The following is an 11,564-nucleotide window of genomic DNA, read 5'->3' on the forward strand; positions in this document are numbered from 1 at the left end:
ACATAATTCTGGAGCTGCATCATGACATCGCACGTGCTCGACCTCGCCGGGGCCGGTATCGGTCCCTTCAACCTCAGCCTTGCCGCTCAGCTCGATTCCATACCGCAACTTTCCGTCCGCTTCTTCGAGCGGCGCCCATCCTTCGCATGGCATCCAGGAATGATGCTGCCGGGCGCAGAGATGCAGACCTCCATTCTAAAAGATCTGGTAACCGCCACCAACCCGACAAGTCCGTGGAGCTTCCTCTCCTATCTTGTTGCGCATAAACGCTTTTATCAATTTCTCAATGCGGAATATGAAGCCGTTCCGCGCAAAGAATTCGCCGACTATCTCGGATGGGTCGCGCGCGGCCTGACGTCGCTGCGCTTCGGCGCCAGCGTCCGGGAGGTCCACGCCAACGACGGCTTCTTCTCCATTGCCACCGAGGATGGCGCGATCAGCGCCCGCAATCTCTCCGTCGGCGTCGGCAAGATCGCGTCTCGTCCAGCCTGGGCCGAACAACTACCCAAATCCATGACCTTCCACAGCAGCGAAGCGACGCAGCGTATGGGTGATGTCAAAGCGCCCCGTGTTGCCGTCATCGGCGGCGGCCAAAGCGGGGCGGAGATCGTCGATGCGCTTATGGATCTGAACAGGGTTTCGTCCATCCATTGGATCAGCCGCCGGCCGAATTTCGAGCCGCTCGACGCGACGCCATTCACCAACGAGCTCTTCACGCCAGGCTATATGGAGCGTTTCCACGGACTTCCCGAAGAGCTGCGGCTCACGCACACACGCCGGCAGGTGCTGGCGAGCGACGGCGTTTCCGCCTCCACCTTGAAAAAGCTCTATCGCCGCCTCTACGAACGAAAGCTCGATGCAGGCGGCCACCCCGATCACGGCATATCGCTGCGCCCGTTCCGCAATGTCATCGCAGCCGAGCAGGATGGTCCCGAAATCACGCTGACCATGCGCAACGGTTTCGATGACAGCGTCGAGACGCTTGTTGTCGACATGGTCGTCTTTGCAACCGGCTATCGCTTTGTCCTTCCGCAATTCCTGCATTCGCTTGAAAATCGCATCGAACTCAACTCCATCGGTGAACCGGTGCTGGAAAGCGACTTCTCGCTGGCATGGGACGGGCCGCGCGAAAACCGCATCTTCGTTCTCAATGCCGGGCGCCATAGCCACGGCATCGCCGAACCGCAGCTCAGCCTCGCCGCATGGCGCAGCGCCGTGATTGCCAATGCATTGCTCGGTCGCCCGCATTTCGATCTCGATCAGCTCGATCCCATCGTACAGTGGGAAACGCACGGGCAGCCGTCGAACCTTCCCTCTCACATGGGACAGGCAGCGGAATAGGTGAAGACGGCCCAACCGGGGGAAGAGACAGCGCAGGTAGAGCTTCATAGCCTGTACCTGTCTGACGAGCTTCCCGTACCGGACTCGATTTTGAGCGAGGCAGAAAAAAGCCGTGCCGCAGCATTCAGATCATGCCCGGCGCGGCGCCTTTTCGTTGCCGGACGGGTGCTGTGCCGAAGCATTATCGCCAATCTGCTTGGCTGCGCCCCGCAAGCACTTTGTCTCGCGATTACCCCTTCCGGCAGGCCCTACCTGCGTGATTACCCCGACATTGACTTCAATCTCTCGCACACCAAAGACCACATAGCGCTCGCGATCTGTCGCGGCGGCCGCATCGGTATCGATATCGAGCGCCTCGACGCATTTTCGGAGAAGGAAGCCTTCGAGATCATGCCGATGATCCTTTCCGAACAAGAGCTCAATCAGGTGCATCAATTGGATGAGCGATATCGCCACGATGTTTTTCTCGCCTGCTGGGTTCAGAAAGAGGCTGCGTTGAAATGCTTCGGCCAGGGTTTTCTGGCCGACCCGCAAGGCGTGATGCTGGCGCCGGGAAATACAACCTTTGAAAGCAAAAGCCAGATATCGGACGAAGCGATTTTCATCCATTCCGGCAGGATCAGCAATGGAGAAAGCGGGGATTTTCAATGGGCTATCGCGACCTCAAGAGCTGTGGCACGGCCGCAATGGCAGCATCACAAAAGCGGGATTTTCTTCTAGATTGCTAAAAAAATTAAAATAAAATCAGGTGGATAAACCTTGATTTAGGAGATGCTTCACTTTTCGACTCCGCTATCTTGACTATCATTGTCATGTTTTATAGGTTCCCTCTCAAAAAGAGGGGCACACAGAAATGCAACTTTGGATTTCAGCGAGAGCCCGACATGATTGCCAACCATTCGCAGTCGACTTCCAATGAGCAACTCCAAACAGCACTTCACGCCTATCCGAAGCTCCTCTCCGTCGCACGCAGGATCACAGGCTGCATGAGCTTGGCCGAGGATGTCGTGCAGGAAGTTCTCCTGCAACTGGTCTCCAAGCCACTGAAGGAGGATATAGCGGCTCCGACGCCCTATGTGATGCGCATGGTGCGCAATCTGGCAACCGATCATATGCGGCGCCGGCAATATGAGCGCGGCCTGTTCGTCGAAGAGGAAGTCGGCGGCAATACCTCGGCCTATGGAAGCCCCGAGGAGCATCTTCACGAGGCCGAGGCCTACAAGGCCTTCCGCTGCACGGTCGAATCCATGCCCGCCAGAACCCGGAAGTTCTACGAAGAGCACTATTTCGACGATATCCCCCAAAACATCATTGCCAAAGAGGCGGGCGTATCCTGCGCCCTTGTTTGCGGCCTTCTGCGGGAGGCGCATTCGCGATGCCTCGCCGCCATCTCGCTCGAGGCCGACCATGCTTGCGCTGCCGGCGGCAATCACAAACGAAACCGAACAACACGGGTGCGCGAGATGCGGGCCTGATGGTGGTTCGCCACCATCGCCTGCGAACCGCGCTCCACCGCCAGGAAAGGGAAGAACAGATGCAGGAAGCCATCGAGATAACCAAATCTAAAGGCGCCATCTGTCGTGACATCATGTCGGAATTGACCGACTGGTTTACCGACCCCGATGTCATCGAAGCCTGTGCGGGTGCCGTGGAGACCCTGCCGATGTTCGGCTGCGTCGAGGCGGATACCGTTGCCGGCTTCGTTGCGCTGCGCGCCCATCCGCCAGCCGCCATGGAGATTCTCGTGATAGCAACCAGGCGCCGACACCATCGCAGCGGCGTCGGCAAGCGATTGCTGGCCGCAGCCGAGACCTTCGCCCGCTCTTCCGATTGCAAGCTCCTGACGGTCAAGACGCTCGCGCCGCGCGGCAGGGACGAACCGCAATATGAAAAGACCCGCGCCTTCTACGATAGAAACGGCTTCATCCGCGCCGAGATATTCCCGACCCTCTGGCGTGAAAGCGATCCGTGCCTCTTCTTCGTCAAGCCATTGACCTCGATAAACTAAGCCGGCCACCCGCCGGCCATCGGAATTTCACGAAGCCAGCACGCTTCAGCAGGAATGATAATGACCATGAACGACAAAACGATCACCGGATACGATCAGAATCACGCAACCGTCTTCACGACGGAGGGCCTGCGTTTCGAGGTCGACGGCAAGACCATTCTTCACCCGCTCGATATCAGCTTCAAGGCGGGCGAGATTTCCGGTCTGATCGGCCATAACGGCTCCGGCAAATCCACGCTGATCAAACTGCTGGCTCGACAGATTCAGCCGACCGGCGGGCGCATCCTGTTCGATGGCGTAGCCGCCAGCTCCTATGACATGCGCGCCTTTGCCCGCGCCGTCGCCTATCTGCCGCAGGATACCAGTTCGGCCGCTGGCATGACCGTCGAGGAGCTTGTCGCCTGCGGGCGTTATCCCTGGCATGGCGCGCTCGGGCGGTTCACCGATATCGATCGGGAAAAAGTCGAGACCGCGATGAAGCTCACGCATGTCGATACGCTGGCAGGCCGGATGGTGGATACGCTCTCCGGCGGCGAACGCCAGCGTGTCTGGATCGCGATGCTGGTTGCCCAGGACAGCCGCTGCCTGTTGCTCGACGAGCCGACATCGGCACTCGACATCGCCCACCAGATGGAAATCCTCGGGCTCGTGCGCGAGCTTTGCCGGACGAAGGATCTGAGCGTCATTCTCGTCCTGCACGATATCAATGTCGCGGCACATTTCTGCGATCATCTGCATGCGCTGAAGCAAGGGCGCCTCATTGCAGCAGGCCCGTCGCCAAGCCTCATGAAGGCCGAAACGCTCAATACGATCTACGGCACCAACATGGGCGTCACCGCCCATCCCGTGCATGGAACGCCGCTTGCCTATGTCATTTGAAAGCAGCTTCGAGAACCTGATGCTCTCCCGCCGCACGCTGCTTGCTGCTGCGGCACTTTTTGCCGTTCCGCAAGCGGATGTGGCTGCAGAAACCATGTCCGGCCCGATCGTTTCCCTCGATTACGGCCTGGCGTCGACACTGCTCGCGCTCGGCGTCACGCCCGCCGCCATCGCCTCGCTTGCTGATTGGGACACATGGGTCGTCGAACCGAAAATGCCTGGAGGTGTCATCGATCTCGGCACCACCAGCGAGATCAATTTCGAGGTCCTGGCAAGCGTCAAGCCGGCTCTGATCCTGACGACGCCTTATCTCACGCCTTTGAAGCCGCAACTGGAGGCAATTTCGCCGGTCCTGGAACTGACGATCTATGCCGAAGGCGGCGAAGCTTTGCCACGCTCCATCGAGGCGACGCGTCAGTTGGCCGACGCCATCGGCCGGCGGCAACAGGCGGAAGAATTCCTTGCCCGGTCGGAACAATTCTTCGACGACTGCGCAAACCGCGTCAAAAAGCTCAACCCTCCACCATTGGCGCTCATCAATTTTGTCGACCCGCGCCATGCCCGCATCTATTGCGGCGCTGGCCTCTACCAGAACGTCATGACCAGGATTGGGCTCAAAAACGCCTGGGCCAGACCGGGCGATTACTGGGGCTTCGAGACGATCGGGCTGGAGCAATTGGCGACGCTCGATCAAAGCCTGCGCCTCATCGCATTCGAACCATTGCTACCGCCGAACGTTCTCGACAATCTGCAGGATAGTCCGCTGTGGACCAGCCTCCCTTTCGTTAGAGACGGACGCGTCTCCGTGCTGCCGGGCACATTGATGTTCGGCATGGTGCAGGAAGCGGAGCGCTTCGCGCGCATATTGCTTGACCATTTGGAAACAGTCGCATGATCCGCACCGAAGCAAATAACGTCCTCGGTGCTCCAACCGTGGCGCTGACGCTGTTCGTGCTCGCCAGCCTGCTTGCCTGGCATCAACTGGCGCCTGACCTTTCACGCTTGTTCGAGCAGGAAGCAGGTTACGATCCGCAGCGCTTGCTGCTCGTCTATTCAACCCTGCCGAGGATCGTTACCGCATTGCTGGCCGGCGCCGCACTTTCGCTCTCTGGAAGCCTGCTGCAGCAAGCACTGCGCAATCCGCTCGCCTCGCCATCCACACTTGGTATTTCCGCAGGCGCCAATCTTGCGCTCGTCGCCGTCATGCTCGCCTTTCCGGCCCTTCAGGGCCTCAGCCGCGACGCCGTTGCCCTGTTCGGCAGCGCCGCCGCTGCGGCAGTCGTTTTCCTGATCGGTGCAAGGCGGGGCTTCTCGCCCTTGGCACTCGTGCTCGCCGGCCTGATCGTCGGCGTCTGGAGCGGAGCGCTTGCCGCCATTCTCGTCCTAATGAACGATCGCTATCTCTCCGGCCTCTTCATCTGGGGGGCTGGATCGCTGGCGCAGCAAAGCTGGACCATTCCGCTTTCCCTTCTTCCGAAAATCCTCATCCTGTCTTCCGCGGCCTTGCTCATGGCGCGGCCTTTGGGACTCATGGAGTTAGGCGATAACGGCGCGAGCGGACTTGGTCTGTCGGTCAAGCGCACGCGCATTGCTGCCGTTTGCATCGCGATTGCGCTTGCCGCGATCGTCACCAGCGCGGTCGGCGTCATCGGCTTCATCGGTCTCATCGCGCCACGCATCGCTCAGCTTGCCGGCGCCCGACAGATGAAAAGCCAGCTCGTCTGGTCGCCCCTCATCGGCGCAGGATTGCTGCTGCTGACCGATGAGGCCGTGATGCTGCTTTCTGGGGCCTCTTCGACCTTCCTGCCGACGGGTGCCATCACCGCTTTGCTGGGCGCGCCATTGCTGCTCCTGATGCTGCCGCGCCTGAAGGCCGTGCAACGCAGCACGCCGTCTCCCTCTCGGAATGCGAACAGCGCCTTACATACGCCGCGCGTACTCTTGCTTGCATCAGTTCCGGCACTCGTGCTTCTGCTGGCCGGCGCGGTCTTCTTCGGGCGCGCACCGGATGGAACATGGACGCTGCTTGCCTATCCCCATTGGCCCGACGTGCTGCCTTATCGCCTTCCACGCGTCGCCGGTGCCTTTGCTGCGGGCGCGATGCTTGGCGTCGTCGGCGCCATCCTGCAACGGCTCAGCGGCAACGAAATGGCAAGTCCGGAGGTTCTAGGCATTTCGGCAGGCGCTACCCTTGGCGTCACCGTCGCACTTTTCCTTCTGCCCGCTCCCGGCATGGCCGCCCAACTAAGCTTCGGTGGTATCGGTGCCTTCGCCGTCCTCATCGCCATCTTCCTGTTCGGCATCCGGTCCGGCTTCGCGCCGGAACGGGTACTTCTGACCGGCATTGCGCTCGGAGCCATGCTGGATGCCTTCATCAGCGTGCTGGCCGCGAGCGGCGATCCGCGTGCAATGATCGTGATGCAATGGATGAGCGGATCAGCCTATCTCGTTGATACAACGAAGGCAATCTCTGCAACGACAGCAGCAACGACAGGCCTTGCGCTTGCCTTTCTGACCCGTCGCTGGCTCGATCTGCTGCCGCTTGGGACCCAGGCGGCCCAGGCAATCGGCGTTCGCGTCAACTTTGCCCGGGCCTGCCTCTTTGCTCTTGCCGCAGCCATGACCGCAGCCGCCACCCTCGTTGTCGGCCCCTTAAGCTTCATCGGCCTCATGGGGCCGCATCTGGCACGCGAGCTCGGCCTGCGTCGCGCCGCACCCCAGCTTACTGGCGCGGCACTCGCCGGCGGCGGCCTCATGGTGCTCGCGGACTGGTTCGGCCGAATGATCGCCTTTCCCTACCAGATGCCCGCCGGCCTGGTTTCCGCCCTCGTCGGCGCTCCGCTGCTGCTGATATTGCTGATGAAGCGGCGCAGAGCGGCATAGTCTGACGTAGCAGACGCTCCCCGAGCGCGCATATATGCAAACGGGATGCCTGTAGCCGAAGACGGGCAGTGTGCGTGTGTTGCTACACTGGCTTCGATCAGACACGATCCAGGAACTCAAGCACTCGGCTCGTCAGTAGTGCGGTTGCATCCGCATCATACGACGGGAGGGAACTGTCGGCGAAATAGTGCTGATTGCCGGGATAAAGAAAAAGCTTCGCGTCCTCGGCCCTTGCCACGATCTCACGGGCGGCATCGATATCACCTTCGCTTACGAAGATTGGGTCGTTTTCCATCCCATGAATCTGGACCGGGACGCCATGCGGCCAAGGTCCGAAGGCCCATTCGCCACTGATCGGCAGGCAGGAATGGAAGAAGAGAGCTCCTCGGGCTCCGGGCCGTGTCTGGGCCAGATTCTGGGCAGGTAGCACACCGAACGAGAACCCGGCGTAGACAAGTGCAGCAGGCAGCTCGTCGGCGACGCGGGCACCGCGCTCCCGCATATGGTCGAATCCAATCCCCTCGATATAAGCGAGCCCGTCTTCGATGCTCTGGAAAGTGCGCCCGTCGAATAGGTCAGGCGTGTGCACGATGTGACCGGCGCCCCGCAACACATCAGCGAACGCGCACACACCCGGGGTCAATCCTTGTGCGTGGTGGAACAAAAGGACCTCCGCCATACGGAACCTCCCCCTGGAATGGTCGGGCACATTTTCTGCCAGGCTACAGCCTCATCGCCGCATCGGCAAGAATGCGGATATCTTGCGCGATAGACTCAGGCGGGAAGGTAGCCTTGCTTACAATAAGGTCGAGTTCGGCCGACGAGGAGACTATCAGGGCGGAGCGGGCGCCGCACAGAATACGGCGCCCCGATAAATTTACCAGCGATACTTCAATGAAGCCGTGACGTTGCGGCCCTGTCCGAGGTAGCAATAGCCCTCGTTGCAGACCGTCAGGCGGCGGTTGGCAATGTTGCGGACGTCAACAGAAGCGGTGAGGCCCTTGTATTTCTGGTCGATCGCGCCGAAGTCGTAAGAAAGCGCAGCGTCGAGATAGAAGCTCGCGTCGTTCTTGGCGGTATTGGCCGTGCTGGTGTAGGTCTCGCCAGTATAGCGAATGCCGGCGCCGACGGTCAGACCCTTGGCAGCCGAATCCTCCTGGAAGGTATAATTCGACCATAGGCTGACGATGTTCTTTGGCGTCACCGCAGGCGCGTTGCCTTGATCGTCGCCCCGCGTAATTTCGGAATGGTTGTAAGAGTAGGCGGCAATCACGTCCCAGCCATCGGTGATATTAGCCCTGGCTTCCAGCTCAATCCCCTTGTTGGTGACCTCACCCAGCGACTCATAGACGAGCGTCAGCGGGTCGACCAGGACCGGCTTGTTCTTCTCGACGAGGTGATAGGCAACGGCTGAGAGCAGGATGTCGGTGCCCGGCGGCTGATATTTCACGCCAAGCTCATACTGCTCGCCTTTAGCCGGATCGAGGATGCTGCCGGATGCAGACCGCTCCGTGACCGGATTGAAGGAGGTCGAATAGCTGGTGAAAGGCGCAATGCCATTGTCGAAAAGATAGACTGCACCGAGCTGGTAGGAAAACGCATTCTTGTTGAGGCTGTCGTTCGTGGTCGTATCGGTGGAGACAATGGTGGTGTCAGTCGACTGCTTCACCCAGGTCTGACGGCCGCCAAGCGTGAAGCGCCACTTGTCGAGTTCGATCTGATCCATGGCATAGGCGCCGAACTGCTGCAGGCGGCCATCAACCCGGCTGACATTATAGGCGGGCGTCGGACCCGATACTCCGTAGGTCGGGTTGTCGATATCGAAGTCATAAGCGGTGCTGGTCGTTGCATCCATCCCATAGGCGAATGAATCGCTCATACGGGTATAGTCGAGACCGAACAGCATGGTATGGGCTGCCGGGCCGGTATCAAATTTGGATTCTAGCTGGTTGTCGACCTGGAAGACATTCATCCTGTCGCCGATCGCAGTCGCACCGCGCTGGGCGACGTCTCCGACCCAGCTGTAGGTGCTAAGATAGCGTGCTTTCAGATCAAGATGCGAAAAGCGAAGGTTCTGACGGAAGGTGAAGCCGCCGTCGAACTCGTGTTCGAACTGATAGCCGACCTGCTGCTGCTTGGTCCTCTGATAATCGTAATCCGGGTCGCTGTCGCGATAATCGAGAACATTGCCATCGGGGCCGATCATTGCGCCGGGATTTGCGTCCGTCTCGGTGGATTGCGCCGAGCCATAGATGGTGATTTTCGTCGTGTCGTCCGGCTTCCAGGTGAAGGACGGCTGGATCAGATAACGATCGTCGGCGATATCGAAATTGGTGTCGCCCTTTCGCGCCAGACCGACGATGCGATACAGCATGCTGTCATCGTCTTGATTGACCCGACCGCCGAAGTCGAACATCGTCTGCGCGCGGTCCGATGTCCCGTAGAGAACACCGACCTCCCTGATCGTCTCGTCTGTCGGCAGCTTCGATATCTTGTTGACGATGCCGCCCGGAGAACCGGCACCGTAAAGAACGGAAACAGGCCCCTTGATGATCTCGACACGGTCGAGTGCATAGGGATCAGTCCGGAACATGGCGTAGTTCATATAGGGCTGACGCAACCCATCGCGATAGTCGCCGTCGGTGGTGATGTCATTACCGCGAACATAGATCTGGTCGAAGCGCGGATCGAAGCCATAGGAGCCGGTCTGGACGCCGGCAGAATAACGCACAGCCTCGACGATGTCCTGCGCGCCGCGCTCTTCCATTTCCTTCTTGGTGATGACCGAGACGGAGCGAGGGGTTTCGACCAGGGGCGTATTGATCTTAGTGGCACCCTGGCTCTTCTTTGCCGCTACGGTCGTATTATCGCTTGCGTCGCCCGACTGTCCGCTGACGACGATCGGCGCGAGTTGGGTGGCACCTCCATCATTCGCATTGACCGCAGCGTCCTGCGCAAAGGCATTTCCACTGAAAGCAAATAGTGTTGCAAGTGCGGTGGCGCTGCTCGCAAGCTGGAATCTCTTACGTGCCAAATTACTGATATAATTATGGGATTTCTGCCTCATAAGCCCTTTGCGCCTGCCCGTTTCTGAAAAAGATGGCGCAAATTAGTTCGCAGGCACCGCCGGCGTCAAGAATACATGAGTGCAAGAGTCATATTTTTTATTGGTTTCCACCCTCATGTTGCAGAATGGCTCCGGCGGCCGAATACCGGATTGCGGAAGACACCTAAAAATTACGCTTAGCGAAGCATTTGGCCCGCTTGCCAGATCGCACCACTCATAATATGAGAAATTTCATCATCTTTCAAACATCGGCGCCCGTTGCTCCTGCGCCTTACATGATCGGTCAGCCGGAGAGGCCATGTCCCATACCTCGTCACATACTGCCGCTGCCATTCTGGCGCCGGTCACCCTTCCCGGCTGCACATTCATTGACCTGAAGTTCGACAATGCCGATCATCCGCACAGGATCTTTTTTTATCGCCCGGACAAGCCGGCACCGCGGGAGGGTTGGCCGATCCTATACCTGACCGACGGGAACGCCTGTTTTGCGACCGCTGTCGACGCAGTCAAAGTACAGGCGAGCTATCCGAACGGAACCAATGTCGCGGAAGGTGTCATCGTTGCCATCGGCTATCCCACGGACGAGCCATATGACCCGTTGCGCCGCTCCTGGGATTTGAGCCCACCGCCCGGACGCGTCTATCCGCCATTCTTCCCCGATACGCCGGATGTGAAGACCGGCGGCGGCGAACGTTTTCTGGCGCTCATCGAGGATGAGCTTAAGCCTTGGATAGAGCAGCAGGTCCCGGTCGACCGTTCACGCCAGACACTTTTCGGCCATTCGTTCGGCGGCCTGTTCACGCTCTACGCGCTGTTTTGTAAACCCGATGCCTTCAGTCGCTGGATTTCCGCAAGCCCGGCGATCTACTGGGAAGATGCCGCTATTCTTTCGATGGAGAGAGAATTCCTCGACAGGCACAAAGAGCCGCTCGATATGGAACTGCATCTTTCCGCCGGTCAGTATGAAGGCGAGACCTTGGCGCCCTTCCATAAAGGCACCGCCGAGGAGCAAAAACGACAAGAACGGGCAAGAGAAACACGCACGATAGAACTCGCCCGCGACATGGCTGAGAGATGGGCCAAACTGGCGTCATCCACAGAAACGATTACCTTTGAGGAATATGCGGGAGAGAACCATATGTCGGTCCTCCCGGTCGCGCTGAACCGAGCCGTCCAGATCGCATTTCAAAGAAAGAAATCGACCTGAAATTCATAGGCTTGCGGCCTAAAGTTGTAGCTTAATCTCCGACTCTGCATCGCTCTTCGTGCATTCGGCGCGAGAGGGCGTATTCGGCGTGCATTTCAGGCCTCTTGCGGTACACCAATCGGCTAAAATTAACCCTTGGTTAACCATAATCACCTTTATTTGCTATAGTGAATACAAGC

The 11,564-nt window shown here is 59.0% G+C and carries 10 protein-coding genes; 8 read left to right on the plus strand and 2 right to left on the minus strand.

Annotated elements, in window-relative coordinates; genetic code table 11:
• The first annotated feature begins 21 nt into the window (after positions 1-21).
• From AC13QY_RS28145 to fhuB, 7 genes are all read left to right on the plus strand, one after another.
• Positions 22-1,341, plus strand: a complete 1,320-nt coding sequence (locus AC13QY_RS28145; RefSeq protein WP_145635607.1) for a lysine N(6)-hydroxylase/L-ornithine N(5)-oxygenase family protein — start codon at positions 22-24, stop codon at positions 1,339-1,341.
• Positions 1,342-2,061 carry a 4'-phosphopantetheinyl transferase family protein gene (locus AC13QY_RS28150; protein ID WP_145635605.1) on the plus strand — a complete coding sequence of 240 codons (720 nt, stop codon included), beginning with the start codon at positions 1,342-1,344 and terminating at the stop codon, positions 2,059-2,061.
• A 164-nt stretch (positions 2,062-2,225) separates the two neighbouring features.
• Positions 2,226-2,816 (plus strand): sigma-70 family RNA polymerase sigma factor, encoded by a 591-nt coding sequence (locus AC13QY_RS28155; protein ID WP_145635602.1) that lies wholly within the window; start codon positions 2,226-2,228, stop codon positions 2,814-2,816.
• A 59-nt stretch (positions 2,817-2,875) separates the two neighbouring features.
• Positions 2,876-3,349 carry a GNAT family N-acetyltransferase gene (locus AC13QY_RS28160; protein WP_113352450.1) on the plus strand — a complete coding sequence of 158 codons (474 nt, stop codon included), beginning with the start codon at positions 2,876-2,878 and terminating at the stop codon, positions 3,347-3,349.
• 66 nt (positions 3,350-3,415) lie between these two features.
• On the plus strand, positions 3,416-4,228 hold the full coding sequence (locus tag AC13QY_RS28165) for an ATP-binding cassette domain-containing protein (RefSeq protein ID WP_186449575.1): 813 nt from the start codon (positions 3,416-3,418) through the stop codon (positions 4,226-4,228).
• A gap of 19 nt (positions 4,229-4,247) precedes the next feature.
• A complete protein-coding gene (locus AC13QY_RS28170) occupies positions 4,248-5,123 on the plus strand; it encodes an iron-siderophore ABC transporter substrate-binding protein (RefSeq protein WP_186450356.1) in 876 nt (291 codons plus the stop codon).
• Positions 5,120-7,111, plus strand: coding sequence for a Fe(3+)-hydroxamate ABC transporter permease FhuB (fhuB, locus tag AC13QY_RS28175; protein WP_269245638.1), 1,992 nt, complete (start codon positions 5,120-5,122; stop codon positions 7,109-7,111). The genes AC13QY_RS28170 and fhuB overlap by 4 nt, the downstream gene beginning before the upstream one ends.
• A 97-nt stretch (positions 7,112-7,208) precedes the next feature.
• Here fhuB and AC13QY_RS28180 read toward each other — a convergent pair whose 3' ends face one another.
• A complete protein-coding gene (locus tag AC13QY_RS28180) occupies positions 7,209-7,790 on the minus strand; it encodes a dienelactone hydrolase family protein (protein WP_113352451.1) in 582 nt (193 codons plus the stop codon).
• Positions 7,791-7,988: 198 nt separating this feature from the next.
• A complete protein-coding gene (locus AC13QY_RS28185) occupies positions 7,989-10,178 on the minus strand; it encodes a TonB-dependent siderophore receptor (RefSeq protein WP_113352452.1) in 2,190 nt (729 codons plus the stop codon).
• A gap of 298 nt (positions 10,179-10,476) precedes the next feature.
• Between AC13QY_RS28185 and AC13QY_RS28190 the strand changes: the two genes are divergently transcribed.
• On the plus strand, positions 10,477-11,385 hold the full coding sequence (locus AC13QY_RS28190) for an alpha/beta hydrolase (RefSeq protein ID WP_113352453.1): 909 nt from the start codon (positions 10,477-10,479) through the stop codon (positions 11,383-11,385).
• Positions 11,386-11,564: the final 179 nt, after the last annotated feature.

The sequence above is a fragment of the Martinezella sp. CNPSo 3795 genome (assembly GCF_057784475.1).

Excerpts from the sequence above, each read along its gene's own strand:
- AC13QY_RS28145 (WP_145635607.1), top strand. The coding sequence starts at position 22 with ATGACATCGCACGTGCTCGACCTCGCCGGGGCCGGTATCGGTCCCTTC.
- AC13QY_RS28155 (WP_145635602.1), top strand. The coding sequence starts at position 2,226 with ATGATTGCCAACCATTCGCAGTCGACTTCCAATGAGCAACTCCAAACA.
- AC13QY_RS28160 (WP_113352450.1), top strand. The coding sequence starts at position 2,876 with ATGCAGGAAGCCATCGAGATAACCAAATCTAAAGGCGCCATCTGTCGT.
- AC13QY_RS28165 (WP_186449575.1), top strand. The coding sequence starts at position 3,416 with ATGAACGACAAAACGATCACCGGATACGATCAGAATCACGCAACCGTC.
- AC13QY_RS28170 (WP_186450356.1), top strand. The coding sequence starts at position 4,248 with ATGCTCTCCCGCCGCACGCTGCTTGCTGCTGCGGCACTTTTTGCCGTT.
- fhuB (WP_269245638.1), top strand. The coding sequence starts at position 5,120 with ATGATCCGCACCGAAGCAAATAACGTCCTCGGTGCTCCAACCGTGGCG.
- AC13QY_RS28180 (WP_113352451.1), bottom strand. The coding sequence starts at position 7,790 with ATGGCGGAGGTCCTTTTGTTCCACCACGCACAAGGATTGACCCCGGGT.
- AC13QY_RS28185 (WP_113352452.1), bottom strand. The coding sequence starts at position 10,178 with ATGAGGCAGAAATCCCATAATTATATCAGTAATTTGGCACGTAAGAGA.
- AC13QY_RS28190 (WP_113352453.1), top strand. The coding sequence starts at position 10,477 with ATGTCCCATACCTCGTCACATACTGCCGCTGCCATTCTGGCGCCGGTC.